Origin of the sequence: Micromonospora sp. NPDC000316, from assembly GCF_042898885.1 — a bacterium.
Taxonomy (GTDB): domain Bacteria; phylum Actinomycetota; class Actinomycetes; order Mycobacteriales; family Micromonosporaceae; genus Micromonospora.
In genome coordinates this window covers 21616-48522 of the sequence record NZ_JBIAZG010000014.1, presented here as the reverse complement: position 1 = coordinate 48522, position 26907 = coordinate 21616, and the positions used below count along the sequence as shown (strand labels likewise).

The 26907-nt window shown below is 71.6% G+C and carries 28 protein-coding genes; 17 read left to right on the top strand and 11 right to left on the bottom strand.

Going from position 1 to position 26907, the window contains the following annotated elements; all coding sequences use genetic code 11:
- Positions 1-205 precede the first annotated feature (205 nt).
- The 4 genes from ACFY2Q_RS23320 to ACFY2Q_RS23305 all read left to right on the top strand — a co-directional run bounded on the left by ACFY2Q_RS23320 (position 206) and on the right by ACFY2Q_RS23305 (position 1814).
- Positions 206-682, top strand: coding sequence for a phage holin family protein (locus ACFY2Q_RS23320; RefSeq protein WP_387133537.1), 477 nt, complete (start codon positions 206-208; stop codon positions 680-682).
- Positions 679-1053 (top strand): DUF3618 domain-containing protein, encoded by a 375-nt coding sequence (locus ACFY2Q_RS23315; RefSeq protein ID WP_387133536.1) that lies wholly within the window; start codon positions 679-681, stop codon positions 1051-1053. The genes ACFY2Q_RS23320 and ACFY2Q_RS23315 overlap by 4 nt, the downstream gene beginning before the upstream one ends.
- Before the next feature lie 8 nt (positions 1054-1061).
- Positions 1062-1322, top strand: a complete 261-nt coding sequence (locus tag ACFY2Q_RS23310) for a DUF4235 domain-containing protein (RefSeq protein ID WP_387133687.1) — start codon at positions 1062-1064, stop codon at positions 1320-1322.
- A gap of 288 nt (positions 1323-1610) precedes the next feature.
- Positions 1611-1814: a cold-shock protein gene (locus ACFY2Q_RS23305; protein WP_013732668.1), complete on the top strand. Its 204-nt coding sequence runs from the start codon at positions 1611-1613 to the stop codon at positions 1812-1814.
- Positions 1815-1969: 155 nt separating this feature from the next.
- Here ACFY2Q_RS23305 and ACFY2Q_RS23300 read toward each other — a convergent pair whose 3' ends face one another.
- Together ACFY2Q_RS23300 and ACFY2Q_RS23295 are read right to left on the bottom strand one after the other, a co-directional pair.
- Positions 1970-2161: a hypothetical protein gene (locus tag ACFY2Q_RS23300; protein WP_387133534.1), complete on the bottom strand. Its 192-nt coding sequence runs from the start codon at positions 2159-2161 to the stop codon at positions 1970-1972.
- A gap of 49 nt (positions 2162-2210) precedes the next feature.
- Positions 2211-3194: an aldo/keto reductase gene (locus ACFY2Q_RS23295; RefSeq protein ID WP_387133533.1), complete on the bottom strand. Its 984-nt coding sequence runs from the start codon at positions 3192-3194 to the stop codon at positions 2211-2213.
- Between the two features lie 83 nt (positions 3195-3277).
- Here ACFY2Q_RS23295 and ACFY2Q_RS23290 point away from each other — a divergent pair, with 83 nt between their 5' ends.
- Positions 3278-4072 (top strand): trans-aconitate 2-methyltransferase, encoded by a 795-nt coding sequence (locus ACFY2Q_RS23290; protein ID WP_387133531.1) that lies wholly within the window; start codon positions 3278-3280, stop codon positions 4070-4072.
- Entirely contained in the window at positions 4069-5091 is a 1023-nt protein-coding gene (locus ACFY2Q_RS23285) for an adenosine deaminase (protein ID WP_387133530.1), read from the top strand. The genes ACFY2Q_RS23290 and ACFY2Q_RS23285 overlap by 4 nt, the downstream gene beginning before the upstream one ends.
- Positions 5092-5350: 259 nt before the next feature.
- Here ACFY2Q_RS23285 and ACFY2Q_RS23280 read toward each other — a convergent pair whose 3' ends face one another.
- Together ACFY2Q_RS23280 and ACFY2Q_RS23275 are read right to left on the bottom strand one after the other, a co-directional pair.
- Entirely contained in the window at positions 5351-6754 is a 1404-nt protein-coding gene (locus ACFY2Q_RS23280; protein WP_387133528.1) for an ATP-binding protein, read from the bottom strand.
- A 29-nt stretch (positions 6755-6783) separates the two neighbouring features.
- Positions 6784-7473: a response regulator transcription factor gene (locus ACFY2Q_RS23275; protein ID WP_387133526.1), complete on the bottom strand. Its 690-nt coding sequence runs from the start codon at positions 7471-7473 to the stop codon at positions 6784-6786.
- Between the two features lie 73 nt (positions 7474-7546).
- On the opposite strand from ACFY2Q_RS23275, the gene ACFY2Q_RS23270 reads away from it, so the two are divergent.
- Positions 7547-8467, top strand: a complete 921-nt coding sequence (locus ACFY2Q_RS23270) for an ADP-ribosylglycohydrolase family protein (protein WP_387133525.1) — start codon at positions 7547-7549, stop codon at positions 8465-8467.
- Between the two features lie 191 nt (positions 8468-8658).
- Here ACFY2Q_RS23270 and ACFY2Q_RS23265 read toward each other — a convergent pair whose 3' ends face one another.
- Positions 8659-9495, bottom strand: a complete 837-nt coding sequence (locus ACFY2Q_RS23265; RefSeq protein ID WP_387133523.1) for a DUF1775 domain-containing protein — start codon at positions 9493-9495, stop codon at positions 8659-8661.
- 229 nt (positions 9496-9724) lie between these two features.
- Between ACFY2Q_RS23265 and thrS the strand changes: the two genes are divergently transcribed.
- Entirely contained in the window at positions 9725-11734 is a 2010-nt protein-coding gene (thrS, locus tag ACFY2Q_RS23260; protein WP_387133522.1) for a threonine--tRNA ligase, read from the top strand.
- 103 nt (positions 11735-11837) lie between these two features.
- Here the strand turns inward: thrS and ACFY2Q_RS23255 are convergent, their stop codons facing one another.
- Positions 11838-12578, bottom strand: coding sequence for a D-Ala-D-Ala carboxypeptidase family metallohydrolase (locus ACFY2Q_RS23255; RefSeq protein WP_387133520.1), 741 nt, complete (start codon positions 12576-12578; stop codon positions 11838-11840).
- A 165-nt stretch (positions 12579-12743) separates the two neighbouring features.
- Here ACFY2Q_RS23255 and ACFY2Q_RS23250 point away from each other — a divergent pair, with 165 nt between their 5' ends.
- The gene (locus ACFY2Q_RS23250; RefSeq protein WP_387133686.1) at positions 12744-13256 is read left to right on the top strand and encodes an HIT family protein; all 513 of its coding nucleotides are present in this window, start codon (positions 12744-12746) and stop codon (positions 13254-13256) included.
- Between the two features lie 28 nt (positions 13257-13284).
- On the opposite strand, the gene ACFY2Q_RS23245 is transcribed toward ACFY2Q_RS23250, so the two are convergent.
- A complete protein-coding gene (locus tag ACFY2Q_RS23245) occupies positions 13285-13767 on the bottom strand; it encodes a hypothetical protein (RefSeq protein WP_387133519.1) in 483 nt (160 codons plus the stop codon).
- 97 nt (positions 13768-13864) lie between these two features.
- Here ACFY2Q_RS23245 and ACFY2Q_RS23240 point away from each other — a divergent pair, with 97 nt between their 5' ends.
- Entirely contained in the window at positions 13865-14923 is a 1059-nt protein-coding gene (locus ACFY2Q_RS23240) for an aldo/keto reductase (RefSeq protein ID WP_387133517.1), read from the top strand.
- Positions 14924-15059: 136 nt separating this feature from the next.
- Here the strand turns inward: ACFY2Q_RS23240 and ACFY2Q_RS23235 are convergent, their stop codons facing one another.
- The gene (locus ACFY2Q_RS23235; protein WP_387133515.1) at positions 15060-17216 is read right to left on the bottom strand and encodes an elongation factor G-like protein EF-G2; all 2157 of its coding nucleotides are present in this window, start codon (positions 17214-17216) and stop codon (positions 15060-15062) included.
- Positions 17217-17468: 252 nt separating this feature from the next.
- Between ACFY2Q_RS23235 and pgsA the strand changes: the two genes are divergently transcribed.
- From pgsA to ACFY2Q_RS23200, 7 genes are all read left to right on the top strand, one after another.
- Positions 17469-18098: a phosphatidylinositol phosphate synthase gene (gene pgsA, locus ACFY2Q_RS23230; protein WP_387133513.1), complete on the top strand. Its 630-nt coding sequence runs from the start codon at positions 17469-17471 to the stop codon at positions 18096-18098.
- A 91-nt stretch (positions 18099-18189) separates the two neighbouring features.
- Entirely contained in the window at positions 18190-19119 is a 930-nt protein-coding gene (locus ACFY2Q_RS23225; protein WP_387133684.1) for a phosphatidylinositol mannoside acyltransferase, read from the top strand.
- Positions 19120-19307: 188 nt separating this feature from the next.
- Positions 19308-20477 carry a glycosyltransferase family 4 protein gene (locus ACFY2Q_RS23220; protein WP_387133511.1) on the top strand — a complete coding sequence of 390 codons (1170 nt, stop codon included), beginning with the start codon at positions 19308-19310 and terminating at the stop codon, positions 20475-20477.
- A 73-nt stretch (positions 20478-20550) separates the two neighbouring features.
- Positions 20551-21054 (top strand): hypothetical protein, encoded by a 504-nt coding sequence (locus ACFY2Q_RS23215; protein WP_387133510.1) that lies wholly within the window; start codon positions 20551-20553, stop codon positions 21052-21054.
- Positions 21055-21225: 171 nt separating this feature from the next.
- Positions 21226-22149: a pyridoxal 5'-phosphate synthase lyase subunit PdxS gene (gene pdxS, locus ACFY2Q_RS23210; RefSeq protein ID WP_387133509.1), complete on the top strand. Its 924-nt coding sequence runs from the start codon at positions 21226-21228 to the stop codon at positions 22147-22149.
- Between the two features lie 81 nt (positions 22150-22230).
- Positions 22231-22839 carry a pyridoxal 5'-phosphate synthase glutaminase subunit PdxT gene (gene pdxT, locus ACFY2Q_RS23205; RefSeq protein ID WP_387133507.1) on the top strand — a complete coding sequence of 203 codons (609 nt, stop codon included), beginning with the start codon at positions 22231-22233 and terminating at the stop codon, positions 22837-22839.
- A 259-nt stretch (positions 22840-23098) separates the two neighbouring features.
- Positions 23099-23851, top strand: a complete 753-nt coding sequence (locus ACFY2Q_RS23200) for a YebC/PmpR family DNA-binding transcriptional regulator (protein ID WP_387133505.1) — start codon at positions 23099-23101, stop codon at positions 23849-23851.
- A gap of 237 nt (positions 23852-24088) precedes the next feature.
- On the opposite strand, the gene ACFY2Q_RS23195 is transcribed toward ACFY2Q_RS23200, so the two are convergent.
- From ACFY2Q_RS23195 to ACFY2Q_RS23185, 3 genes are all read right to left on the bottom strand, one after another.
- Positions 24089-25150 carry an ABC transporter permease gene (locus tag ACFY2Q_RS23195; RefSeq protein WP_387133503.1) on the bottom strand — a complete coding sequence of 354 codons (1062 nt, stop codon included), beginning with the start codon at positions 25148-25150 and terminating at the stop codon, positions 24089-24091.
- Positions 25147-26040, bottom strand: a complete 894-nt coding sequence (locus tag ACFY2Q_RS23190) for an ABC transporter ATP-binding protein (protein ID WP_387133501.1) — start codon at positions 26038-26040, stop codon at positions 25147-25149. Before ACFY2Q_RS23190 ends, ACFY2Q_RS23195 begins: the two co-directional genes overlap by 4 nt.
- 81 nt (positions 26041-26121) lie before the next feature.
- The gene (locus ACFY2Q_RS23185) at positions 26122-26817 is read right to left on the bottom strand and encodes a response regulator (protein WP_387133683.1); all 696 of its coding nucleotides are present in this window, start codon (positions 26815-26817) and stop codon (positions 26122-26124) included.
- Between the last annotated feature and the right edge of the window lie 90 nt (positions 26818-26907).

The following is a 26907-nucleotide window of genomic DNA, read 5'->3' as shown; positions in this document are numbered from 1 at the left end:
CCCGGGCCTGCCCCGGTAGTAGATGGGAGGTTTGGTTGGGCTTGGGGTGGGGATCTGCTGCCGGGTGTCTTTTGCGCGGTCGGGTGGCTGCAGATTGGCGGCGCGGCGAGCCGGACAACCGGAACGGTGACCGGGTCAGAGCGCTCTAGGATTGACGAGCGACGACTCCGGGCATACAGCGCGGTGATGAGGAAAGGAGGACAGCATGGCTGACGTGACGAATGCCCGCACATCCCGGAACGGGAGCGAGCCCTCCACCGCCGAGTTGGTGCAGCGGGCCGCAGAGCAGGTTTCCCGACTGGTGCGGGACGAACTGACGCTGGCCCGGGCGGAGTTGACCCAAAAGGGCAAGCACGCCGGCATCGGGATCGGCTTGTTCGGCGGCGGCGGCGCACTGGCGTTCTACGGCCTGGGCGCGATGGTCGTCACGGTGATTCTGCTGCTCGACCTGGTGCTGCCCGCCTGGGCCGCCGCGCTGATCGTGGCGGTGGCGCTCTTCCTGGTGGCCGGCATCCTCGCCCTGGTGGGCAAGAAGCAGATCAGCCGTGCCGTCCCACCGATGCCGGCGGCAACGGTCCGCAGCCTCCGGGCTGACGTGGACACCGTCGCCGCCGCTGTGAAGGACGGACGAGCCGCGGCGCGGGACAAGGCAGCCGTGGTGACGGACAGGGGTCGGGCATGACGGGTAACGGGACGGGTGACACGGAGGCGCTCCGCGAGGAGATCCGCCGCACCCGGGTCGAGTTGGGCGAGACGATGGAGGCGTTGGCCGCCAGGGCCGACGTCAAGGCCCGTCTGAAGGAGTCCGCCGAGCAGGCGCGGGAGCGCATGCGTGAGCAGGCGGCGCAGACCGTGGCCCGGGTCCGGGGGCAGGCCGCACGCGGCGTGGGGAAGGCCCGCGAGCAGGCGTACGACAAGGGTGGTCTGGTGCGCGCACAGGCGCAGCAGAAGGGCGAGATGATGCGACGCAACCCGGTGCCGTGGGCGGCGATCGCCGCCGGCGCGGTGGCGACGGTGGTTGTGCTGATGATCGTGCGGGGGAGGCGTAGGTGAGCAGGAGCATCGGCAGGACCGCGTACCGGCCGGTCGGCGTGCTGTTGGGGTTCGCCGCGGGTGCGGTGGCCGGCTCGATCTTCCGGCAGGTCTGGAAGATCACCGCAGGCGACGGTGAGGCGCCCAACGCGACCGACGAAGACCGTGGCTGGGGCGAGATCCTGGCCGCCGCGGCGTTGCAGGGGGCCATCTTCGCTGTCGTCCGGGCCGCAGTGGACCGGGGCGGGGCGGTGGGCGTCCGCCGGATGACCGGCCACTGGCCGGACTGACCGACAACGACTCCAGGGCCCTCTTTCCGCAACCGTGGGAAGGGGGCCTTTCGCATGCCTTTGCGGACCGCCCAGCGATGTGAGGCATCCGTCAGGTCACATGTCGGAGAAATTCGTCGGACAGGTCGTGCAGACTTTTTGCGTACGTGATTTGCTGTTCCACGCTGTTGCGAGATGGCGTGGGTTGAGAGAAGTCTCCTTCGCGGGGGCCGCCTCAGACGCCGCTGCTCGAAAACGGCCAATCGGCCGCACGGCGTGCACGGCCGCCAGTTTTAGAAGGAGATACACATGGCGCAGGGAACCGTGAAGTGGTTCAACGCTGACAAGGGCTTCGGCTTCATCACCGTCGACGGCGGGGGTGCTGACGTGTTCGTCCACTTCTCGGCCATCCAGTCCAGCGGCTACCGCACGCTGGAGGAGAACCAGCGGGTGGAGTTCGAGATCGCTCAGGGTCAGAAGGGCCCGCAGGCGGAGCAGGTCCGGCCGCTCTGACCAAGGTGGCCGGCCCCCACCGGCAACCGTGACGATCCGTTCAGGGTTGTTGTGCAGCCCCGCATCCCGCCCGGGATGCGGGGCTTCTCACTCCAGCGGCGACCTGTCGACCACGGCCGGGCAGGCGTCACGCGTCACTGTGGACGGCGGTGCGGTCAGCGACGCCGGGAGCGCAGGCCCAGCCAGAGCGTCACCAGCCCGACCACTGCCACGATCGGCCCGAGCACCGCCCAGAACGACTCGTCGGTCATCACGCTGCCGCTGACGTACCCGAGGCCCTGCACCGTCCACACCGCACCGACCACAAGTGCGAGCAGGCCGAGGGTGAGTGTCAGCCAACCCCTCATCGCGCCTCCTTCGGGCCGGATCGGGCAGTGAGCATCGCGGGTGCGCAGGTCACCACCGGTCGTGCACCTGCGGGCGGATCAGCTCGTCGTAGACCTCGCGTACCCCGGCCAGTTGCGCGGCCGTGAGGGGCGGCAGGTCGGCGGCGGCGGCGTTGCGGCGGGCCTGCTCGGCGCCGCGGGCGCCGGGGATGACGACTGTGACGCCGGCCTGGTCGAGCACCCAGCGCAGCGCGAACTGCGCCATCGTGCGGTCGTTGTCGACAAGCGGCGCGAGCCGGCGCACGGCGGCCAGGCCCTGCGTGTAGTCGACGCCGGAGAACGTCTCGCCGACGTCGAACGCCTCGCCGTGCCTGTTGAAGGTGCGGTGGTCGTCGGCGGGGAACTCGGTGTTCTCGTCGTAGCGGCCGGAGAGCAGGCCGCTGGCCAGTGGCACCCGGGCGATGATGCCGACCCCTGCCTGCGCGGCGGCCGGCAGCACCTGCTCCAGTGGCTTGTGCCGGACCGCGTTGAGGATGATTTGGACGCTCGCCACGCCGGGCCGGGCGATGGCGGTGAGCGCCTGGTCGCAGGTCTCCACGCTGACGCCGTACCCGGCGATCGCCTTCTCGGCGACGAGGGTGTCCAGGGCGTCGAAGACCGCGTCGTCGGCGAAGACGGCGGTGGGCGGGCAGTGCAGCTGGACCAGGTCCAGGGTGTCCATGCCGAGGTTGGCCCGGGACCTGTCGGTCCACTGCCGGAAGTTGGCGAGGGTGTACGCCTCGGGCCGCTGCTCGACCCGCCGGCCCATCTTGGTGGCCACGGTCAGGCCGGCGTCGGGGCGGGAGCGCAGGAAGCGGCCGATCAGCTGCTCGCTGCGGCCGTCGCCGTACACGTCGGCGGTGTCCAGGAAGGTGACCCCGGCGTCGACGGCGGCTGTCAGCACCGCCATGGCGTCGGCCTCGCTGACGGTGCCCCAGTCGGCGCCGAGCTGCCAGGCGCCCAGGCCTACCACTCCGACGGTCCGGTCGAGCCGGTTGAAGCTGCGCTGTTCCATGCCCTGAGCCTAGTGATGGGGTTGCCGGCCTGCCACGGGAGCCATATCGTCAAACAAGACGGACGTACGGTTTGGAGGCGACGATGTGGGACCCGACGACGTATCTGCGCTATGACGACGAACGCTCCCGGCCGTTTCACGACCTGGTGGCCCGGGTCGGGGCGGGCCGACCCCGCGCGGTGGTCGACCTCGGCTGCGGCCCCGGCCAGCTCACCGCCACCCTCGCCGAGCGCTGGCCCGCCGCCCGGGTCCTCGGCGTCGACTCGTCGCCCGAGATGATCGACCAGGCCAGGGCCCTGCCGACGCGCGTCGAGTTCGCCGTCGCCGACCTGCGCGACTGGCGGCCCGCCGGTGACGAGGACGTGGTCGTCACCAACGCGGCGTTGCAGTGGGTGCCCGGCCACCAGGAGCTGCTGCGGCGTTGGGCCACCGACCTGCCCGCCGGCGCCTGGTTCGCCATGCAGGTGCCCGGCAACTTCGACGCGCCATCGCACCGGGCGCTGCGCGAGGTCGCCAACCGGCAGGCGTGGCAGGCCGAGCTGGCCCCGCTGCTGCGCGCCGACCCCGTCGACGACCCGGTCGACTACGCGCGGCTGCTGACCGCCGCCGGCTGCGCCGTGGACGCCTGGGAAACTACCTACGTGCATCTGCTGCCGGCCACGCCCGCCGCCGACCACCCGGTGCTTGCCTGGATGGAAGGCACCGCGCTGCGCCCGGTCCGGGCCGCGCTCGACGCCGCCGGCTGGTCGGCCTTCCGGGCCGAGTTGGGGGTACGCCTCGCCGCCGCGTACCCGGTGCGGCAGGGTCAGGTGTACTTCCCGTTCCGTCGTGTCTTCGTCGTCGCCCGCACCGGCGACCGCGCCGAGGAGAATTCGTGACCGACCTGTCCACCTTCATCGCCGGCCTGCCCAAGGTGGAGCTGCACGTGCACCACGTCGGCTCCGCCTCACCCCGGATCGTCGCCGAGCTGGCCGCCCGGCACGAGGGCCGCTCCCCGGTGCCGGCCGACCCGGACGCGCTCGCCGACTACTTCGAGTTCCGCGACTTCGCGCACTTCATCGAGGTCTACCTGAGCGTCGTCGACCTCATCCGCGACCCGGAGGACGTCTGGATCCTCACCCACGAGGTGGCGCGGGAGTTGGCCCGCCAGCAGGTCCGCTACGCCGAGCTGACCATCACCCCCTACTCGCACGTGAGCAGGGGCATCCCCGCGCCGGCGTTCTGCGAGGCGATCGAGGACGCCCGCAAGCGCGCCGCGGCCGACTTCGGCCTCGACCTGCGCTGGTGCTTCGACATTCCCGGTGAGGCCGGTCTGCCGGCGGCCGAGGAGACGCTGCGGATCGCGCTCGACGAGCGCCCGGACGGGTTGATCAGCTTCGGGCTGGGCGGCCCGGAGATCGGCGTACCCCGGCCGCAGTTCCGGCCCTACTTCGACCAGGCCCGCGCGGCAGGCCTCCGCTCGGTGCCGCACGCCGGCGAGACCACCGGACCGCAGACGGTCTGGGACGCGCTGCGCGAGCTGGGCGCCGAGCGGATCGGGCACGGCATCTCCGCCGCAAAGGACCCGGAACTGCTCGCGTACCTGGCCGAGCGGCAGATCGGGATGGAGATCTGCCCAACGTCGAACGTGCGGACCCGGGCCGTGGCGACCCTCGACGAGCACCCGCTGCCCCGACTTGTCGAGGCCGGACTGCTGGTCACCATCAACTCCGACGACCCGCCGATGTTCGGCACCACCCTCAACGACGAGTACGCGGTGGCGGCCCGACTGCTCGGGGCCGGCCCCCGGGAGCTGGCCGGGCTGGCCCGCAACGCGGTCACGGCGTCGTTCCTCGACCCCGCCGGCAAGCAGCGGATCATCGCCGAGATCGACGCCCACCTCGTCGCCGCTGGCTGAGCCCGGGCGGCGGGATCGGGGTGGGGGAGCGGGGCGCGCGGCGGGAGTGTGGGTGTGGGGGGACCTGGGCTCCCGCCGCGCGCGTGACTCCACCGGCCGGTGGATGCGCGATGCGCTGGCCGGCGGAACTGGTGGGTTCGTTTACTGATCCTGGCAGCCCGCTGCTGCTCCAGCGCGCTCGTTAACCGCGATCTAAGGAAGACTTGCGCCGGCCCACAGCCCGCGCCCCGGAGGCCGCCCTTGTGGACGGCTCAACCGTTCAGTTGTCGGTGGGGCGCTGGCGGGGCCAGCGCCTACCGCTTGTCTTCTGGTCCCGGGCGTCGCGTGCCATCCGACCCACCAGCCCGAACCGGCTGACCTGCCGGGGCGCCGCCTCCGGGTCGGCGAGCAGCATCACCACGCTGGCGCCGCCCAGCCGCGCCCGGTCGATGCTCACCGACCCGTTCGCCTGCAACGACACGCGCTTGGCGATGTCCAGGCCGAGCCCTGTCGAGCCCTGGTCACTGGTGCCCCGGCGCAGCGCCCGATCCGGGTTGGTGATGCCGGGGCCGGCGTCGTCGACCCGGATCGCCACGTACCCGTCGCGGCGGGACACGGCCACCTCGAACGCCGTCCCCTGCGGGGTGTAGCGGAAGACGTTGCCGATCACCGCGTCCAGCGCGGCGGCCAGTTCGGCGCGTGGCACCGGAGCGGGGATGCGCAGTTGCGCGCCGGTCACCCGGTGCGGCCGGTTCTGGTCGCCGGCCAGGGCGGCCCAGAAGACCATCCGGTCCCGGACCACCTCGCTGACATCACACATGGCCGGCCCGGCCTCGTGCGCCACCGTCTTGCGGGTGGTCTTGATCAGCACGTCGATCTCACCCTCCAGGGTGACGATCGCCTGCCGGATCCGCCGGATGCCCCGCAGCCGGTCCAGCTCCGCCTGACTGAACGAACCCACGCTTGTGTCGTCGGACTCCAACGCCTCCGCGTCCAGCCGGAGCACTGTCAACGGGGTACGCAGCCGGTGCGACAGGTCCGCCACCAGTTCTCGCTCGTCGGTGCGGGCCGCGTCCAGCCGGTCGGCCATCCGGTTGAACGCGTACCCGGCCTCGGCCAGCTCGCGGGGACCGGTCGGCTCGACGCGTACCCCCAGGTCGCCGTCACCGATCGACAACGCCGCCTTGACCAGACCCCGTGTCGAGTCCACCGCGCGGGCGGCGACCCGGTCGACCACAAGCACCGCCGCGCCGACCATCGCCGCACCGACCGCGAACAGCAGCAACCACGTGCCGCCGGCACCCTCACCGAGCCTCGAATCCGGTACGAACACCTCGACGACAGCCGTCTGGTCGCCCAGCACCACCGGGTCGAGCCGGACCACTCCGCCATCGACGTCGACGACGAGCGAGCGGCGGTCGGCGCGGGCCTGGGCCAGGTCAGCGCCACTGGCGCGGCCGGCGGACTCGTCCAACCCGAGCCCGTGCACCACCGGGCGGGTGGGCGTGCCCTCACCGCTGGCGACCACTGCCCGCTCGATGACCGCAGGGTCGGTGCTCACCGCCAGCGCTCCGGTCACCAGGGCGCTGCGCCGGGCCGCGTCCGCGATCGCCTCGTCCCGGGTCTGCTCGCGCAGACTCAGCCCGAGTGGGATCAGGAAGGCGAGCGCGACGAGACTGCACATGCCGGCCGTGAGCAGGGCCAGCGCCGTCCTCAGTCCGGTGCCACCAGCCGGAACCCGACCCCCCGCACGGTGCGCAGGTAGCGCGGCTTCGCCGCGGACTCGCCCATCTTTCGGCGGAGCCAGTACAGGTGAACGTCGATGGTCTGATCCTCGCCGACCGATGGCTGCCGCCATACCTCCTCCAAGAGTTCCCGGCGGGACACTACCCGCCCGGGTCGTGCGGCGAGATACGCCAGCAGGTCGAATTCCTTGCGGGTCAGCGCCAGCGGCTCCCCGTCGAGGACGGCGCTGCGCTCACCGACGTCCACACGCAACCCGCCGACGGTGTGCACCGCTGGCTGCACCGTCCGGCTGGCTCGTCCGGCCCGACGTAGCACCGTGGTGATGCGGGCGTCCAGGTGCGCGCCCGTGAACGGTTTGACCATGTAGTCGTCGGCCCCGGCGCGCAGCAGCTTGACCACCGACTGCTCGTCGTCCCGGGCGGTGGCGATGATGATCGGAACGTCGGTGATGCCGCGCAGCATCCGCAGCGCGTCCGAGCCGTCCAGGTCGGGCAGACCGAGATCCAACACCACCAGGTCGGGTGTCTCCGCGGCGACCCGGCGCAGCGCGTCCAACGCGGTGCCCACGGCGTGCACCGCGTGCCCCCGGTCGGTGAGGGACCGCAGCATCGCGCCGCGTACGACGTGATCGTCTTCGACCAGGAGCACGGAGGCCACGACAAGACCGTACTTGGCCTGGCAAGTTGATCGCGTTGCGACGTACCTGGGAAGGGGGCAAGCTGGTACGACGATGTCCTTCACCCTCTTTGCCGACGCCCGCCTGGCGCTCGCCCGGGACAGCCTCGCCGGTCTTTCCACCGGCGACGCGCTCGGCGCGCAGTTCTTCCTGTCGGGGCCGGCGCCGGAGCATCTCACCGAGGGGACCCTGCCGCCGTCGCCCTGGGAGTGGACCGACGACACCGAGATGGCCTGCTCGGTCGTCGCCGAGTTGGCCGCGTCCGGCGGCATCGACAGGGACCGGCTGGCGTTGGCGTTCGCCGAGCGCTGCGGGGCGCAGCGGGGCTACGGTCCCGGGGCGATGCTGATCCTCCGGTTGATCCGCACCGGCACGCCGTGGCCGGTGGCCGCCGCGTTCGCCTTCGACGGGCAGGGCTCCTGCGGCAACGGCGCGGCGATGCGCGTCGGCCCGCTCGGCGCGTACTTCGCCGACTCCACCGCCCGCGCCGCCGCCCAGGCTCGCGCCTCGGCCGAGGTGACCCACGCGCATCCCGAGGGGATCGCCGGCGCCGTCGCCGTGGCTGTCGCCGCCGCGCTCGCCGCCCGGGCCCGTCTCGACGGCCACCGGCCGGCCCCGGAACGGCTGCTCGCCGGGATCGCCGCAGCGATCGATCCCGGCACCGCTGTGCACCGCTGCGTGCAACGGGCGATAGGGCTGCTCGGTCGGCCGTTGCCCCAGGTGGTGGCGGCGCTCGGCAACGGCTCCCGGGTGACCGCCCAGGACACCGTCGGGTTCACCCTCTGGGTGGCCGCCACGCACCTCGACGACTATCCGGCGGCGATCCAGGTCTGCGTGCAGGCCGGCGGGGACGTGGACACGACTGCCGCCATCGCCGGGGCGGTCGTGGCCGCGTACACAGGTGTCGGCACGCCCGGCGGAGTGCCCGAGTCGTGGTTGGCCGCGCGTGAGCCGCTGCCCGCCTGGGCGCCCTGATCGCCCCCTGATCGCCCCCTGATCGCCCCCTGACCGCCCTTGTCACCGGCTGGCTCAGGGCCGGGTGGGGTGTCACGTCTCCTTTGCTCTGCTTCAACCGACGCACCAGTTTGAGGGCGTGAGTGGTGCGTGGGTTGAAGCAGAGCAAAGGACGCATGGGGGTCCTTGGGTCCGCTGAGCGCGTGGTTGCCTCAGGTGGTGCGGGCCGGGGTGGCGGCCGAGGTCAGTGCTGCGGCGTTGGCCGGAGGCGTGGACGCCGCCCTGCCGTCCTGCGGCGGAGTTGCCACCACCGTTTCGTCGTCCGTCGCGCCGGCCACCTCCGCCAGCTCCGCCAGCTCCGCACGCTCGGCCGGGTCGCGCCGGCGCCACCGGCTGACCAGCCACCCGATCGCCGCGCCGCCACCCAGCCCGGCCAGCAGGCCGGCGGCCAACATCGCGTCGGCGTTGCCGGACTCCTCGCCCGCGCCGCCCGCCCCGGCCACCGCCGCGCCGTGCCCGCCGTGCCCGGCGGGTCCGCCCGGCCCGCCCGTGCCCGCCGCCGCGGGCAGCAGCGTCAGCACCGGAGCCCGATGCGCGCCGTCGACGTCCGCCCAGCGGACCACAGTGCCGTCGGCGTACGTCTGGACGACCTCGAACGCGAGCCGCTCGGCCTGCGGCAGTGGACCCATTGACAGCGCCAGGCGGGCCGGGCCGGGCGTGCTCTCGCCGACGCGGACCCAGGTCACCGCTGTGGTCACGGTCGTCACACCGCTGGCGTGCATGCCCGCGACCGGCTTGTCCAGGGTACGAGAGCTGATCTTGGGCGCCCATCCGTCCACCGACATCGGGTAGACCTCCGCCACCGGCGCGTCAGCCGGCAAGCGAACCTCGATTTGGCGGGTCGTGGTGCCGGCCCGCTCCTCGGGGACGCTGAACTCCAGCCGTACCGCGTCGCCCTGCCGGGCCTCGGTCGGGGTGGTCGTCACGTCCGCCGCGTGTGCCGTGCCGGGCCATCCGAGCAGCAGGCCGGCGGCGGTCAGCGCGGTCACCGCCGCGATCCTTCGCCGGTCACCGCCGTGCGTGCTCGCCATTTCGTGCCCCCATCCGTGTCGGCGCGGCCGGCACCGGTTCCGGCCACACCTGGTAGTTCGGCTTTGAGGCGCGAAAGGTTCAACGGCGGACGTGAGGAAGGTGCCCTTCCCTGCCGGGGATGGGTGGACCGATAGCATCGGCAGGAGCCGAGGACGGCCCCGATTCGTACCAAATGAAGGAGTCACCGTGTCCGCACCCCGTACCCCCGCCGTGGCCGACCCTGTCGTCGTCGCCGCCGGGACGACGGCGGCCGACGCGGTGGCCGCGGCCGGACTGCCCGCGAACGGCCCCAAGGCGATCGTCGTGGTCCGCGACCCACAGGGCCAGTTGCGTGACCTGGACTGGACGCCGGCCGAGGAGACCGTCGTCGAGCCGGTAAGCCTGGACTCGCCCGACGGGCTCAACGTGCTGCGCCACTCCACCGCGCACGTGCTCGCCCAGGCAGTGCAGGACGTCTTCCCCGAGGCCAAGCTGGGCATCGGCCCGCCCATCGAGAACGGCTTCTACTACGACTTCGACGTCGACAAGCCGTTCCAGCCCGACGATCTCAGCAAGCTCGAGAAGCGCATGCAGGAGATCATCAAGTCCGGGCAGCGGTTCCGTCGCCGTCGCTTCGGCAGCCTCGATGAGGCCCGCGCCGAGCTGGCCGACGAGCCGTTCAAGCTGGAGCTGATCGAGGTCAAGGGCGAGGGCCTGGACACGGCCGAGGTGATGGAGGTCGGCGGCGGCGAGCTGACCATCTACGACAACGTCGACGCCAAGGAGGGCAAGGTCTGCTGGTCGGACCTGTGCCGGGGCCCGCACCTGCCCACCACCCGGCTGATCGGCGCGTTCAAGCTGATGCGCTCGGCCGCCGCGTACTGGCGCGGGTCGGAGAAGAACCCCCAACTACAGCGGGTGTACGGCACCGCGTGGCCGACCCGCGACGAGCTCAAGGCGTACCTGAAGCTGTTGGAGGAGGCCGCCCGGCGCGACCACCGCAAGCTCGGCGCGGACCTGGACCTGTTCAGCTTCCCCGACGAGATCGGCTCCGGCCTCGCCGTCTTCCACCCCAAGGGCGGGATCATCCGCCGGGAGATGGAGAACTACTCGCGGCGGCGGCACGAGGAGGCGGGGTACGAGTTCGTCAACACCCCGCACATCTCCAAGGCGCAGCTGTTCCAGACCTCCGGACACCTGCCGTACTACGCGGACACGATGTTCCCGCCCATGCAGTTGGAGGGCGCGGACTACTACCTCAAGGCCATGAACTGCCCGATGCACAACCTGATCTTCAGGTCGCGTGGGCGGTCGTACCGTGAGCTGCCGCTGCGGATGTTCGAGTTCGGCACGGTCTACCGGTACGAGAAGTCCGGCGTCGTGCACGGCCTGACCCGGGTCCGTGGCCTGACCCAGGACGACTCGCACATCTACTGCACCCGCGAGCAGATGGCCGGCGAGCTGTCCACGCTGCTCAGCTTCGTGCTGGACCTGCTGCGCGACTACGGGTTGGACGACTTCTACCTGGAGCTGTCGACCCGGGACGACTCGCCCAAGTTCATCGGCGCCGACGAGGACTGGGCGGAGGCGACCGAGGCGCTGCGGACCGCCGCCGAGACCTCCGGTCTGGAGTTGGTGCCGGACCCGGGCGGCGCGGCGTTCTACGGGCCGAAGATCTCCGTGCAGGCCCGCGACGCGATCGGCCGGACGTGGCAGATGTCCACCATCCAGGTCGACTTCAACCAGCCGGAGCGGTTCGGGCTGGAATACCAGGCCGCCGACGGCACCCGGCAGCGGCCCGTGATGATCCACCGTGCGCTGTTCGGCTCGATCGAGCGGTTCTTCGGTGTGCTCACCGAGCACTACGCGGGGGCGTTCCCGGCCTGGCTGGCCCCGGTGCAGGTGGTCGGCATCCCGATCCGGGAGGACCACACCGACTATCTGCACGGCTTCGTCGCCGCGCTGCGCGCCGAGGGCATCCGGGCGCAGGTGGACGCGGGTGACGACCGGATGCAGAAGAAGATTCGCACCGCGCAGCAGCAGAAGATCCCGTTCATGGTCATCGCCGGCGACGACGACGTAGCCGCCGGCACGGTGTCGTTCCGCTACCGCGACGGCTCCCAGCGCAACGGGGTGCCGATCGCCGAGGCGGTGACCCACGTGCTCGACGTGGTGTCCTCCCGGACGAACATCGGCCCGTCCGCCGCCGCGGAGTAACCCGCGCTGGCACCTGATCGTGCTCGATCCATGACGTAGTGGCCTCCCGGCAACAGGGAGGCCACTACGTCAATGTTCGAGCGCGAGTGTGGGGGCCGATCCGTCAGATGCCGCAGTTCGGCGCTGACCAGCCGCCGACGGCAGCCACGTGGGTGTGGTCGTTGTGGTCCGGATAGCCGGGGCCGAGGATCTGCCCGAACCCGTGGTAGCGGGCCTGCTGGGCCAGCCGGCAGAACGAGGGCGACCCCACCAGGTCCACTCCGTCGCCGTACATGTGCCGGCTGTTCGACGCCCCGCCGACCGCGTTGTTGCAGGCGGCGCTGCGGAAGCCGCTGCTGATCACGATGTTCACGTCCCCGAGGGCGTGCCGCAGGGCCTGGAGCTTCCACATCGAGACGAGCGCGTTGAACCGCGCGGTGCTCGCCGCGACCGCGCCGCCGGACCAGGTGCTGTTGCAGTTGTTCAGCTCGGCATAGCTGAAGTTGGCAGGCGTGCAGTCGTCGTCCTGCAGGGCGTACAGCCGGTTGAAGGTCTGCGCGCCGGCCACCCCGTCGGCGGACAGCCCGTACGCCTGCTGGAAGCGGATCACCGCGGAGCGGGTGGCCGGGCCGAACGCGCCGTCGATGGTGAGCACTGCCGCGTAGCCGGGGTAGCCGGCGACCCGGATCTGGAGTTGCCGGACGTCCTCGCCGGACATCCCCTGGGACAGGGCGCGACCCCAGGTGTAGCAGCCGTCCGCCTGTGCCGCGCTGGCGGTGAGGGTGACGCCGGCCACTGTGGTGGCGGCGGTCAGCGCGAGTGCCGCAAGGATTCTGCCGAGCCGTCGGATCATGTAACTCTCCATCAATGAATGGAAGTGTATGGATGCATGCGATTTTCAGGTTCCGGCATCTATCCGTCAAGAACTTGCAGCAAGGAGTTTCCCGGGCGGTGGGTGTCGCGGCCCCTCCGCGTGGCTCCGTAGGATCGGCTCGTGACAGGGGCGGAGCGGCACACGGACAGCGGTGGCATGGCGGACGGCCTGGATCGGCTCTGGACGCCGCACCGGATGACCTACATCTCCGGCGAGGACCGCCCCGCCGAGGGTTACGAGAAGCCGACCGGCTGTCCGTTCTGCCTGGCCCCGGGGCTGCCACCGGAGGAGAGCCTGGTGGTGGCCCGTGGCGAGCACGTCTTCGTGGTGCTCAACCTCTACCCGTACAACCCGGGGCACCTGCTGGTCTGCCCCTACCGGCACGTCGCCGACTACACCGACCTGGACGAGCCGGAGACCACCGAGCTGGCGTCGTACACCCAGACGGCGATGCGGGTGATCCGCAAGGTGAGCAACGCGCACGGCTTCAACCTGGGGATGAACCAGGGCGGCGTGGCCGGCGCCGGCATCGCCGCGCACCTGCACCAGCACGTCGTTCCGCGCTGGGGCGGCGACGCCAACTTCATGCCGGTGATCGGCCGGACAAAGGTGCTGCCGCAGTTGCTCGGCGACACCCGCGACCTGCTCGCCCGCGCCTGGCCGTCCTGACCGGCGCGCGACGTCCGCGCCGGTCCGGCTAGCCGGCGCGCAGCAGCGACGTCAGATCCGGCCAGCTCTCCACACGGTGTACGTGGGGCAGCAGCGCCGCGTGTGCGGCGACCTCCGCCGGGCGGGGCCGGAACAGGAAGCGGTACGGCACCGAGTCGAGGTAGCCGAGCACCTCCAGCCTGTCGTCCACGAAGTGGGTAAGCCCGAGTTCCCGGGCGATCGGCGCCTTGGCCCGCCGGGTCCGGCAGAAGTGCACCCGGTCGGCCGGAATCCCGGTGCGCGCCGAGAAGTCGTGGTGGGCCAGCCAGCCGCGGGTCCGCCGCTCGGTGGCCTCGCCGCACTTGGACACCAGGTGCACCTCGTCGAACGCCGGCCCGAGCGCCGCGAGTGCGTCGAACGCCCCGTCGACCATCGGCGTCCGCAGGTAGTTCGCGCCGAAGAAGGACGTGTCGGCGTCCTCGTCGGACGGCTCGATGAGCACGCCACCGATATCCACACCCAGCCTCCGCATGCGGCAGATCATGCCGTACCGAACCGGCGCGCGCGCACCTGCGATTTGCACCTCGATCTGCTACGCCCGGACACCGCCGAGGTGGCACGATCGGCCGATGGCAGTCACGACACGTTCGTTGGGGCGCAGCGGCATCGAGGTCAGCGCCCTCGGCATGGGGTGCTGGGCGATCGGCGGCCCCTGGGCGGAGGGGACACAGCCGCTGGGCTGGGGGGCCGTCGACGACGACGAGTCGGTACGGGCGGTACGCCGGGCCCTCGACCTGGGTGTGACCCTCTTCGACACCGCCGACACGTACGGGGCCGGGCACAGCGAACGGGTGCTCGGCCAGGCGCTCGCCGGCCGCCGCGACGACGTCGTGATCGCCACCAAGTGGGGCTACACCTTCGACGAGACGACCCGTCAGGCGACCGGGCGCGACCCGTCACCGGCGTACCTGCGGCGAGCCGTGACCGCCTCGCTACGCCGGCTGCGCACCGACCGGATCGACCTCTACCAACTGCACCTGGCCGACCTGCCGGTACCCCGGGCGGAGGCGCTGATCGGCACCTGCGAGGAACTGATCACCGAGGGCCTCATCCGGGCGTACGGGTGGAGCACCGACCGCCCCGACCGGGCCGCCGCGTTCGGGCACGCCGCACCCGGCGCCACAGCCGTGCAGCACAACCTGTCGGTGCTGCGCGACGCCCCCGAACTGCTCGCCGTCTGCGACAAGTACGACCTGGCCAGCATCAACCAGGGGCCGCTGGGGATGGGGCTGCTCACCGGCAAGTACACGGCCGCCTCCACGCTGCCCCGCGACGACGTACGCGGACTCGCCCCCGGCTGGCTGGAGTGGTTCCGAGGGGGACGCCCGGCACCGGAGTGGCTGCGCCGAGTCGGCGCGGTGCGTGCCGCGCTCACCGCCGACGGACGTACCCTCGCGCAGGGCGCGCTGGGCTGGATCTGGGCGCGCAGCGGGCGCAGCATTCCGATCCCCGGCTGCCGTACGGTCGCCCAGGTCGAGGAGAACGCCGCCGCGTTGCAGTGGGGTCCGCTGGCACCGGAGGTGTTCGTCGAGGTGGAACGTCAGCTAGCCGCCCTGCGCACCGCAGCCCTCCGCGACGCCGACCGCCCCCACTGGCCCCGCCCCACCCACCCCACAACCCACCCGTGAAGAGCGCCCGCTTTGGTCTGCCGCGATCTTGCACTTTCTGCCGCGACTAATGCCCACAATAGCGACATATCCGCGACAGTAAGTGCAAGATCGGCGGCGGCGGCGGGGCCAGGGAGCCAGGGCGGGGGCGTGGGTTTTACGGGGTTTGTTCTTTGCGGGCTTGGTCGGCTAGGTGGGTGGGCATGGGGTCGTGGCGGGCGAAGTGGCGGCGGAAGGTGCCGGTGCCGGCGGTCAGCGAGCGCAGTTCGACGGCGTACCGGAGCAGTTCCAGGGCGGGCACTTCGGCGCGCACGAGAGAGCGGCCCTCGACCTCCGGGTCGGGTTCGGTGCCGAGCACCCTGCCGCGCCGGCTGGACAGGTCACTAAGGACGGCGCCCACCGCGCTGTCCGGCACTCGGATGGTCACCTCGTCGATGGGTTCCAGCAGGGTCGGCTGACCGCGTTCGGCGGCGTCGCGCAGGGCCAGCGCGCCGGCGGTCTGGAAGGCCGCGTCGGAGGAGTCGACGCTGTGCGCCTTACCGTCGACGAGGGTCACCCGCAGGTCCACCACGGGATGCCCGGCGACCAGGCCGCGGTCCAGTTGGGCGCGTACGCCCTTCTCCACCGACGGGATGTAGTTGTGCGGCACCGCGCCGCCGACGACCCGGTCGACGAACTCGAAGCCGCTGCCGCGTGGCAGGGGCTCGACCTCGATGTCGCAGACCGCGTACTGGCCGTGGCCGCCGGACTGCTTGACGTGCCGGCCGTGACCGTTGGCTGGCGCGGTGAGGGTCTCGCGCAGCGACACCTTGACCGGCTCGGTGTCCAGGTCGACACCACCGGCGCGCAGTCGGTCGAGCACCACGTCGGCGTGCGCCTCGCCCATGCACCAGAGGACCAGTTGGTGGGTCTCCGGGTTGCGTTCCAGCCGCAGGGTGGGGTCGCCGGCGACGAGCCGGGCCAGGTTGCGGGCCAGCGCGTCCTCGTCGGCGCGGCTGTGGGCGACGATCGCCACCGGCAGCAGCGGCTCGGGCATCTCCCAGGGGGCGATCAGCAGCGGGTTGTCCTTGGCCGAGATGGTGTCGCCGGTCTCCGCGCTGCCCGACTTGGTGATCGCGCAGAGGTCGCCGGCCACGCAGAGCGGCACCTCGTGCAGGGTGGCGCCCAGCGGGGTGTAGATGTGCCCGACGCGCTCGTCGGCGTCGTGGTCAGGGTGCCCGCGTTCGGCCATGCCGTGCCCGGAGACGTGCATCGTCAGGTCGGGGCGCAGCGTGCCGGAGAAGACCCGGACGAGGGAGACCCGGCCGACGTGCCGATCCACGGTGGTCTTGACGACCTCGGCGACGAGCGGCCCGTCCGGGTCGCAGGTAAGCGGTGGGCGGGGTGATCCGTCCACGCCGGTGACCGCTGGCAGTTCGTGCTCCAGGGGCGACGGGAACGCGGCGGTAAGCACCTCCAGCAGCGCGTCCAGGCCGACGCCGGTCTCGGCGCAGACCGGCACCACCGGATAGAAGTGACCTCGGGCGACAGCCTTCTCCAGGTCCTCGATGAGCACCTCGTCGCTGATCTCCTCGCCGTCGAGGTAGCGGTCCATGAGGGTCTCGTCCTCGCTCTCGGCGATGATCCCCTCGATCAGCTCGTCGCGGGACTCGTCGATGGCCCGCTGGTGCTCCGGGTCGGGATCGCGGACGTCGGCGGGGAGCCCGGCGCTGTAGTCGAAGACCCGCCGGGTGATCAGGCCGAGCAGGCCTTCGGTGGACACACCGTCGTCGCCGAGCATCGGCAGGTAGAGCGGCATCACGTTGTCGCCGAAGAGGCGCTGGCACAGCGCCACCGTCTCGTCGACGTCGGCGCGGGGCTGGTCCAGTCGGGCCACCGCGACGGCGCGGGGCATGTCGACAGCCGCGCACTCCTCCCACAGTGCCACGGTGGCCGCGTCCATCCCGCCGGCGGCCGACACGACGAAGAGCGCGGCGTCGGCGGCCCGCAGGCCGGCGCGCAGCTCACCGACGAAGTCGGCGTACCCGGGGGTGTCCAGCAGGTTGACCTTGATGCCGTTGTGCAGCAGCGGCGCGCAGGAGAGGCTCACCGAGCGCTGCTGGCGTACGGCTGCGGGGTCGTGGTCGCTGACAGTGGTGCCGTCGACCACACTGCCGGCCCGGCCGATCGTGCCTGTCGCGGCGAGCAGCGCCTCGACGAGCGTCGTCTTGCCCGCTCCGGAGTGCCCGACGAGCACCACGTTGCGTACCCGGTCGGGCTCGGTCACCGCCGACGCGCCGCCGGCGGGACCCTTTTCGTGACTTTTCTGCGCCATGGTGGCGCACCTCCCTCAGCCGGTGGTGGGTGGCGACCGCCGCGCGAGGTGGAAGCGGCCCGGGGCGAGTGCGCGGCGATATCCTCCGGTGGTCTGCCGCACAGCGGAAACGGGACGGGTGGATGGGTGAGCTGGCTCACCTCCCGGCTCGATCTCACACCCGTTGCCGGACAGGCACAAGCCTGCCCCCGGCGGGTCGGAGGGACCGGCCGTTCCGCCGGAGCTGGGCGGACCGTTATCGTGGGGACCGCCATGGCGAAGATCTTCCAAGTGTCGGCCCGCGCGGGGATGACCCGCGTCGTCGAGCCGATCGCACGCGCCCTGCTGCGCGCGGGCGTCACCCCCAATGCCGTCACCGTCGCGGGCACCGTTGGTGTGCTCATCGGCGCGCTCGGCTTCGGTGCCCGCGGCCATCTGGTCGCGGGCGCGTTGATCGTCACCCTTTTCGCGCTCACCGACCTGCTCGACGGGACGATGGCCCGGATGAGCGGTGGCTCCACCAAGTTCGGGGCGTTCCTCGACTCAAGCATGGACCGGGTTGCCGACAGTGCCGTCTTCGGCGCGGTCGCGTACTGGCTGGCCACCCAGGGTAACCACTCAGGCGTGGCCGCCGCGCTTGTCTGCCTGGCCGCCGGTGGGCTGGTCTCCTACGTGAAGGCCCGCGCCGAAGGGCTCGGCATGACCTGCAACGTGGGCATCGCCGAGCGCACCGAGCGGCTGCTGATCGTCGGGGTCGGCGGGATCCTCACGGGCGTCGGTGTGAAGCCGGCGCTGGAGATCGCGCTCTGGCTGCTCGCCGCCGTCTCGATCTTCACGGTGGGGCAGCGGATGGCACACGTCTACCGGCAGGCCCAGCAGCTCCAGCCGGACGGCCAGGCGTGAGCGGGGCCAGGCCGGAGACGCGACGACAGGGCGCGTCGCGCGCGGGTCGCGCGCCGGCGACGCCGTGCCGGACGACCGGCGGCCGGGCCGCGTGAACCTCACCGAGCTGGGCTACGTCGCCGGCTGGCGGGTGGTCCGCGCGCTACCCCGGCCGCTTGTGGCGGCGGCGTTCCAGGCGGGCGCGGACCGCGCGCACCGCAGGGCCGGCGGGGGTACGGCTCGGCTGCGCGCCAACCTGCGCCGGGTGGTCGGCCCGGAGCTGCCCGAGGCAGAGCTGGACGACTTGGTCAAGCGCGGTCTGCGCTCGTACGCCCGGTACTGGATGGAGGCGTTCCGGCTGCCCGCGTTGAGCCGGGCGCAGATCCTGGACGGCTTCCGCCTCGGCGGCGCGGAGATGCTCGCCGCCGATGTGGCCGCCGGGCGGGGTGCCGTGGTGGCGCTGCCGCACGCCGGTAACTGGGACGCCGCGGGCGCCTGGGTCGCGGCCACCGGCTGGCCGATCACCACGGTCATGGAGCGGCTCAAGCCGGAGGGCGTGTACAAGCGTTTCCTGGCGTTCCGTGAGGTCCTCGGGATGGAGATCCTGCCGACCCACGGTGGGCCGCGCCCGGCGTTCGACGTGCTGCTGGACCGGCTGCGTGCGGGGGCGATCGTGCCGCTGCTTGCCGACCGGGACCTGTCGGCCCGGGGCGTGGAGGTGGACTTCTTCGGCGGGAAGACCCGGATGCCCGCCGGGCCGGCGCTGCTCGCGCTGCACACAGGTGCGCCGCTCTACGTGGCCTCGATGTGGTACGAACCGGACGCCGCCTGCGCGTCGCTCGCCGGTCCGTTGCCGGTGCCGGTGCCCGAGGTGGGGCCCCTGGACCAGCGGGTGCGGTCGCTGACTCAGATGATCGCGGACCGTCTGGCGGCGGGTATCGCCCGGCATCCGCAAGACTGGCACATGTTGCAGCGGATGTGGCTCGACCAGCGAGGGTCGGGGGGCGCGGCGCTGCCCGCACCGGCCTCGGGCCGGTCCTGAAGGGGGTGGGCTCGGTGCGCGCGAGGAGTGCAGCGCAGCGGAGCCCCGCAGTCGCGGACAAGGTAGGTGCGGTGCGCGCGAGGAGTGCAGCGCAGCGGAGCCCCGCAGTCGCGGACAAGGTAGGTGCGGTGCGCGCGAAGAGTGCAGCGCGGCGGAGCCCCGCTGTCGCGGACGAGGGGCGCTGACGTATGCGGATCGGCATCGTCTGCCCGTACTCCTTTGATGTTCCTGGTGGGGTGCAGAACCACGTAATGGACCTCGCGGAGGCGTTGATCGCCCTGGGTCACGAGGTCAGCGTGCTCGCGCCGGCCGACGAGGATTCACCGCTGCCGGGGTACGTGGTGTCCGCCGGTCGGGCGGTGCCGCTGCCGTACAACGGGTCGGTGGCGCGGATCGCGTTCGGCCCGGTCTCCACGGCCCGGGTCCGGCGGTGGCTCACCAACGGTGACTTCGACGTGCTGCACGTGCACGAGCCGCTCACGTTGAGCCTGTCGCTGTTGGCGGTGCTGTCCGCCCGTGGGCCGGTGGTGGCCACGTTCCACACGGCGATGACGCGGTCACGGGTGTTGGCGGCCGCGCAGGGTGTGCTGCAGATCGTCTTGGAGCGGATCACGGCCCGGATCGCGGTGAGCGCGTTGGCCCGCAAGGTGCAGGTCGAGCACATGGACGGCGGCGCGGTGGAGATCCCCAACGGGGTGGCGGTGGCCAAGTTCGCCGATGCCGAGCCGCTGCCCGGGTGGCCGGGGGAGTGCGCTGTGGGTTCTGGTGGCACGTTGGGCTTCCTGGGCCGTTTCACGGAGGCGCGGAAGGGGTTCCCGGTGCTGCGGGACGCTTTCGTGTCGATGGCCGAGACCCGTCCGGGGCTGCGGCTGCTGGTCGCGGGGCCGGGTGACCCCGACGACCTGTTTGACCAGTTTCCGTCGGCGCTGCACGACCGGGTGACCTTCCTCGGGCTGGTGTCGGAACCGGACAAGGCGCGGATGCTGCGCAGTGTGCACCTGTATGTGGCCCCGAACACGGGTGGCGAGTCGTTCGGGATGATCCTGACCGAGGCGCTGGCGGCGGGGACCACTGTCGTCGCGAGTGACCTGGACGCGTTCCGTCGGGTGCTCGACGGCGGACGGGCCGGGCGGCTCTTTCCCACAGGTGACGCGGTGGGGCTGCGCAACGCCCTGTCCGATCTGCTTGACGATCCGGACGGCCGGGCCGTGCTGAGCGCCTGCGGTGATCAGGTGGTCGTGAATTTTGACTGGCCGGTGGTTGCTCGCCGTGTTGTGGAGGTATACGCAGCAGCGATCGAGGCAACCGACGGGCGGGTCATCGACCAGGAATGGGTGGGGCTCGCTGAGCCGATGTGACGGATGGGGCCGCTGGTGACAGGGTGACCGGCGAGAACGCGCACAATCGGAGGAGAAACGGAGCAGCACTACGATGCCGCACATGTGGTGGGTGGTGGCCGCGAGTGTGGTCGTGGGGCTGGTCGCGGCGTACCTCATCTGGACCGCCGGCCGAGTGGAGCGGCTGCACGGCCGCGCGGAGCTGGCGGCGCGGGCGCTTGACGCCCACCTGTTGCGCCGGGCGGCGGCCGCCGCCGTGTTGGCGGAGCGGCGCTTCGGCGTCGAGCTGTACGCGGCGGCCCGGATCGCGCTCGACGCGCACCCCGACGAGCGCGAGGCGGCGGAGAACGACCTGACCCGTCAGCTGCGCTCGGTGGAGCTGGACCCGGCCGACCCGGACTGCACGGCGGTGATCGCGGCGAGCCGCCGGCTCGCGCTGTCCCGGCAGGTCCACACCGATCTGGTGCGGGACGCCCGGTCGGCACGCAGCCGGCCGCTTGTGCGGTTGTTGCGGATGGGGCGGGGTCGGGAGTGGCCGCGCTACTTCGACATCGACGACCCGACACTCGTCGTGCCCGCGGACGTCCCGGCGACCTGACCGGCCGGACCTCCACCCGGAGACGGCCGGTGGACCAGGCCCGGCGGCGCGCTGGTGACGACGGCCACAGGGCAGGCCACCGGGGGTCGGATTGGCTGTCGGAGTGGCGTTGCACCGGACGTAGCATTTCCGCTGCCACCTCCCCAGAGCACGTCCAAGGAGCGATGCCCCGTGTCCGACACCACCGCCTCGACCACAGGTACCGGTACCGCCCCCGTCGTCGGCACGGCCCGCGTGAAGCGCGGCATGGCCGAAATGCTCAAGGGCGGCGTGATCATGGATGTGGTCAACGCCGAGCAGGCCAAGATCGCCGAGGACGCCGGCGCCGTAGCCGTCATGGCGCTGGAGCGGGTACCCGCCGACATCCGCGCCCAGGGCGGGGTGTCCCGGATGAGCGACCCCGACATGATCGACGGGATCATCGCGGCGGTCTCCATCCCGGTGATGGCCAAGGCCCGCATCGGTCACTTCGTGGAGGCGCAGATCCTCCAGTCGCTCGGCGTCGACTACGTCGACGAGTCCGAGGTGCTGACCCCGGCGGACTACGCGAACCACATCGACAAGTGGGCGTTCACGGTCCCCTTCGTCTGTGGTGCGACAAACCTGGGCGAGGCGCTGCGCCGGATCACCGAGGGCGCGGCCATGATCCGCTCCAAGGGCGAGGCGGGCACCGGTGACGTCTCCAACGCCACCACCCACATGCGCAAGATCCGCCAGGAGATCCGTCGGCTCCAGTCGCTGCCCACCGACGAGCTCTTCGTCGCGGCCAAGGAGTTGCAGGCTCCGTACGAGCTGGTCAAGGAGGTCGCCGACAGCGGCAAGCTGCCGGTGGTGCTGTTCACCGCCGGCGGGATCGCCACCCCTGCCGACGCGGCGATGATGATGCAGCTCGGCGCGGAGGGTGTCTTCGTCGGCTCCGGCATCTTCAAGGCGGGCAACCCGGCGCAGCGGGCCGCCGCGATCGTCAAGGCCACCACCTTCCACGACGACCCGGACGTGCTGGCGAAGGTCTCGCGTGGGCTGGGCGAGGCGATGGTCGGCATCAACGTCGACGAGATCCCGCAGCCGCACCGCCTGGCCGAGCGCGGTTGGTGAGTAGGCAGTCGTTTCCGACGCTCGGGCGGCGCGAGTGCGCCGCCCGGCGTCCGTGACAGGTCGACGAGAGGATGCGGTGACATGAGCGACGTACCCGTCATCGGTGTGCTCGCCCTCCAGGGCGACGTACGCGAGCACGTCGCCGCGCTCGTCGAGGCCGGCGCGGACGCCCGCCCGGTGCGCCGGGCGCGCGAGCTGGACGAGGTGGATGGCCTTGTCATCCCGGGCGGCGAGTCCACCACCATCAGCAAACTCGCCGACATCTTCGAGCTGCGCGACCCGATCGACAAGCGGATCGCCGACGGCATGCCTGTGTACGGCTCCTGCGCCGGCATGATCATGCTGGCGACCGAGGTGCTCGACGGTCGACCCGACCAGCGGGGCTTCGCCGGTATCGACATGACAGTCCGGCGCAACGCGTTCGGCAGGCAGGTCGACTCGTTCGAGGCGCCGGTGGAGATCACCGGCGTGCCGGGGCAGCCGTTCCACGCGGTCTTCATCCGGGCGCCCTGGGTGGAGCGGGTCGGCCCGAACGTCGAGGTACTCGGGACGGTGACCGAGGGCCCGGCCGCCGACCGGATCGTGGCGGTCCGCCAGGGCAACCTGCTGGCCACCTCGTTCCACCCCGAGCTGACCGGTGACCTGCGCGTGCACGCGTACTTCGTGGAGCTGGTGCGCGCCGCCTCCTGAGCGGCGGCCTCGTGCCCCCGGGCGTGGTTTCCGCCCTTCGATTGTCGATCCCGGGATGATCCGACACCGCGACGGCGCCCCGGGCAGGTCCCGGGTGTGACATGCCGGGGTGTCACGTCGGTAAGATTGCCGCGGTTCGGCAGGGCCGTCGCCCGGCGCGGCAACTCCCCGCAGGGCCGATCGGCCGCCGGATCACCGGGTGCGGCGCGGATCGGTGCGGCAGTCGACGCAGGCGTGCAATGACAGACGGAGGTAGAAGATGTCCGGCCACTCAAAGTGGGCGACGACCAAGCACAAGAAGGCCGTCATCGACGCCAAGCGCGGCAAGATGTTCGCCAAGCTGATCAAGAACGTCGAGGTGGCCGCGCGGATCGGCGGCGGCGACCCCTCCGGTAACCCGACGCTCTACGACGCCATCCAGAAGGCGAAGAAGAGTTCGGTGCCGAACGACAACATCGACCGCGCCGTCAAGCGCGGCTCCGGCCTGGAAGCCGGCGGCGCCGACTGGCAAACCATCATGTACGAGGGGTACGGCCCGAACGGCGTCGCCATGCTCATCGAGTGCCTCACCGACAACCGGAACCGGGCGGCCACCGAGGTGCGCACCGCGCTGACCCGCAACGGCGGCTCGCTGGCCGACGCGGGCTCGGTGTCGTACATGTTCTCCCGCAAGGGCGTGGTGATCGTCCCCAAGGAGGGCACCAGCGAGGACGACGTCATGCTCGCCGTCCTCGACGCCGGTGCCGAGGAGGTCAACGACCTCGGTGAGGCGTACGAGGTGGTGTCCGAGCCGACCGACCTGATCGCCGTCCGCACCGCGCTTCAGGACGCCGGCATCGAGTACGAGTCGGCCGAGTCCTCCCTCATCCCCAGCATGAACGTGCCGCTGGACGAGGACGGCGCCCGCAAGATCTTCAAGCTGATCGACGTCCTCGAAGACTGCGACGACGTACAGAACGTCTACGCGAACTTCGACGTCAGCGACGACGTAATGGCCGCCGTAGACGCCTAACCCCGCGCCGCCCCCACGTCCCGCCGCGATCTTGCACTTTCTGCCCCGACGAAAAGGGCATTGATAGACATTTCGGCGACACAAAGTGCAAGATCGCCGCGGGGGAGTGGGGAGTGGGGAGTGGGGAGCGCGGGGATGTGTCGCCCGCTCGCTGAGCAGCACGCCGATCAAGGCTGGAACATCCGGGCGTCGGCGTCCGATCAGGACACCGACGCCCGCGCGGGCCAAACCCTCGGCTCAGCCGATCGTCTCCCGCTCCCGCCAGGCGGCGCGCAGGGAGGTCCGGCCGTTGGTCCGCAGCAGTGAACCCTCGTAGATCCGGGCGCCGGCGACCACGAACACGCCGGCGGCGACCAGCAGGATGGCCAGCGACACGATCGGCTCCCAGCCGGCCGCGTCGCCGGTGAAGAGCCGCAGCGGCATCGCCGTGGGCGACGAGACCGGCAGGTACGACAACACCCGCATCGCTGTCGTGTTGTCGTTCAGGAAGATCACGGCGAAGAACGGCAGCATGACGGCGAGCTGCACCGGAGTGGACACCCCTGCGATGTCCTCCTGCCGGTTGACCAGGGCTCCGGCCGCCGCCCACATCGCGGCCAGCAGCACGAAGCCGAGCAGGAAGAACGGCACGAACCAGCCGATCGCCGGGGCGAGCAGGGTGAGCAGGCCGCCGTTGTCGCCGATCTGCATGCCGATGACGGCCACGAGGGCGATGAGCACGATCTGCCCGAGCGCCAGGATGCTCCCGGCGAGCACCTTTCCGGCAAGCAGCGCCCGAACCGGCACGGCCGCGACAAGGATCTCCACGATCCGAGTCTGCTTCTCCTCGGTGACGCTCTGCGCGATCTGCAGGCCGAAGGTCTGCGAGGTGAGGAAGAAGACGAACGCGAAGATGAACGGCACCAGGAACGCCACCACCGGGTCGACCGCGTCGGGGTCGAGCAGCTGCACCGGCGGTGAGCTGCTCAGCGCCTGGACCACGCCGGTGGGGGCCTCGTCCATGGCGAGCACCTTCGGGCCGGCCACCACCGCGGCGTCCACGTCACCGTCGCGGACGGCCTGTTCGGCGGCACGGTCGTCGGCCACCACGCGGACGTCGAGGCCGGCGTCCCGCAGCGGACCTGCGGCCTCCTGGGTGACGGCGACGCTCTCCGGGCCGCCGGCGAACAGCGGCGGCAGGATCGTGCCGGCCGCCGCGATCAGCAGGAAGAAGAGCGTGCCGAACAGGAATGTGCGGTCGCGCAGTTTGACCCGGATCTCGCGTTCGGCGACCAGCCGGGTGGCCTGGGTGACGTTCACTGGGTGACCTCTCGGAAGATCTCGGTGAGCGAGGGGCTGACCGGACGGAAGGCGCGCACCGGGCCGCGGGCGAGGGCCGCGCGCAGCACCGGCTGCTCGTCGGCACCGGCCGGCAGGTCGAAGACCGCCCGCGGGCCGTCCAGCTCGACCATCGTGACGCCGGGCTGGTCGCGGACCCAGCCGGCGTCGGTCTCCACCACCAGTTCGAAACGAGGCGAGGTGTACGAGTCGCGCAGCTCCTTGCGGCTGCCGGCGGCCCGGATCACCCCGTCGCCGATGATCACCAGGTCGTCGCAGAGCCGTTCCACCACGTCGAGCTGGTGGCTGGAGAAGAGCACCGGCGCTCCGGCGGCGGCACGTTCGCGCAGCACGCCCAGCACCGTGTCGACGGCGAGGGGGTCGAGGCCGGAGAACGGCTCGTCGAGCACCAGCACGTCGGGGTCGTGCACAAGCGCGGCGGCGATCTGGGCTCGCTGCTGGTTGCCGAGCGACAGCGTCTCCAGCAGGTCGTCGCCGCGCTCGCCGAGCCCGACCCGCTCCAGCAGCGCGTCGGTGGAGCGCCGGGCGGCGGGGGCGTCCAGGCCGTGCAGCCGGCCCAGGTACGTCACCTGCTCCCGCGCGGTCATCTTGGGATAGAGGCCACGCTCCTCCGGCATGTACCCGAAGCGTGCGCGGTCCTGCCGGGTGAGCCGCCCGCCGCCCCAGCTCACCTCGCCGGCGTCCGGGGCGAGCACACCCAGGATGATCCGCATAGTGGTGGTCTTACCGGCGCCGTTGGCGCCGACGAAGCCGGTCATCCGGCCGGCGGCAACCTCGAAGGACACGTTTCTCAGTACCTGCCGGTCGCCGAAGCTGCGGTCGACGCCGTCCAGGCGGAGCGATCTGGTCACCCATCCACGCTAGATCCAGTACGTCGGCACGCCGTCCACCCGGCGGCGGAACCTGTTGGTCCCCCTTGCGACGGATGCCGGTCACCCGCCGGGCCGGACCACCCCGTTCTCGTACGCGAACACCACCGCCTGGACCCGGTCGCGTAGGCCGAGTTTGGCAAGCACGCGGCTCACATGTGTCTTCACCGTCGCCTCGCCCAGTTGCATGCTCGCGGCGATCTCCGCGTTGCTCGACCCGGCGGCGAGCAGCACCAGCACCTCCCGCTCGCGCGGCGTCAGCTCGCCCAGCGCGGCCTCGGCGCCCGGTCCGAGGTGGGCGGTGCCGGCCGGATCGCCGGGACGGGCGAATGTCGAGATCACCCGCCGGGTGATCTCCGGAGCGAGCAGGGCGTCGCCCCGGGCGAGCACCCGGATCGCGTCGACCAACTCCTCAGGTGTGCCGTTCTTGAGCAGGAAGCCACTGGCCCCGGCGCGCAGCGCCGCGAAGAGGTAGTCGTCGCGGTCGAAGGTGGTGAGGATGAGCACCGCTGGCGCGCCGGGCCCGGCGCCGGTGATCCGTGCGGTGGCCTCCAGCCCGTCCATGACGGGCATCTCCACGTCCATCAGCACCACGTCGGGGCGGGTGGCGCGGGCCATGGTGACGGCACGGCCGCCGTCGGCAGCCTCGCCGACCACCTCGATGTCGTCCTCCACCTCGAGGATGACCCGGAAGCCGGTGCGTACGAGGTGCTGGTCGTCGGCGAGCAGCACCCGGATCCTCTCGTCGGCGCCCGGCACGGCGTCACCCGCCACCGAGGTGCTCACGCCGACCATCCCGCACCGGCAGCCGCCCCGTCCCGGGTCGGTGCCTTCCCGCGCTGGGTCGGC

Coding starts and splice junctions, on each gene's coding strand:
- ACFY2Q_RS23320 (WP_387133537.1), top strand. CDS start 206: ATGGCTGACGTGACGAATGCCCGCACATCCCGGAACGGGAGCGAGCCC.
- ACFY2Q_RS23315 (WP_387133536.1), top strand. CDS start 679: ATGACGGGTAACGGGACGGGTGACACGGAGGCGCTCCGCGAGGAGATC.
- ACFY2Q_RS23305 (WP_013732668.1), top strand. CDS start 1,611: ATGGCGCAGGGAACCGTGAAGTGGTTCAACGCTGACAAGGGCTTCGGC.
- ACFY2Q_RS23300 (WP_387133534.1), bottom strand. CDS start 2,161: ATGAGGGGTTGGCTGACACTCACCCTCGGCCTGCTCGCACTTGTGGTC.
- ACFY2Q_RS23295 (WP_387133533.1), bottom strand. CDS start 3,194: ATGGAACAGCGCAGCTTCAACCGGCTCGACCGGACCGTCGGAGTGGTA.
- ACFY2Q_RS23290 (WP_387133531.1), top strand. CDS start 3,278: ATGTGGGACCCGACGACGTATCTGCGCTATGACGACGAACGCTCCCGG.
- ACFY2Q_RS23280 (WP_387133528.1), bottom strand. CDS start 6,754: ATGTGCAGTCTCGTCGCGCTCGCCTTCCTGATCCCACTCGGGCTGAGT.
- ACFY2Q_RS23270 (WP_387133525.1), top strand. CDS start 7,547: ATGTCCTTCACCCTCTTTGCCGACGCCCGCCTGGCGCTCGCCCGGGAC.
- ACFY2Q_RS23255 (WP_387133520.1), bottom strand. CDS start 12,578: ATGGAGAGTTACATGATCCGACGGCTCGGCAGAATCCTTGCGGCACTC.
- ACFY2Q_RS23250 (WP_387133686.1), top strand. CDS start 12,744: ATGGCGGACGGCCTGGATCGGCTCTGGACGCCGCACCGGATGACCTAC.
- ACFY2Q_RS23245 (WP_387133519.1), bottom strand. CDS start 13,767: ATGCGGAGGCTGGGTGTGGATATCGGTGGCGTGCTCATCGAGCCGTCC.
- ACFY2Q_RS23240 (WP_387133517.1), top strand. CDS start 13,865: ATGGCAGTCACGACACGTTCGTTGGGGCGCAGCGGCATCGAGGTCAGC.
- ACFY2Q_RS23235 (WP_387133515.1), bottom strand. CDS start 17,216: ATGGCGCAGAAAAGTCACGAAAAGGGTCCCGCCGGCGGCGCGTCGGCG.
- pgsA (WP_387133513.1), top strand. CDS start 17,469: ATGGCGAAGATCTTCCAAGTGTCGGCCCGCGCGGGGATGACCCGCGTC.
- ACFY2Q_RS23220 (WP_387133511.1), top strand. CDS start 19,308: ATGCGGATCGGCATCGTCTGCCCGTACTCCTTTGATGTTCCTGGTGGG.
- ACFY2Q_RS23215 (WP_387133510.1), top strand. CDS start 20,551: ATGCCGCACATGTGGTGGGTGGTGGCCGCGAGTGTGGTCGTGGGGCTG.
- pdxT (WP_387133507.1), top strand. CDS start 22,231: ATGAGCGACGTACCCGTCATCGGTGTGCTCGCCCTCCAGGGCGACGTA.
- ACFY2Q_RS23200 (WP_387133505.1), top strand. CDS start 23,099: ATGTCCGGCCACTCAAAGTGGGCGACGACCAAGCACAAGAAGGCCGTC.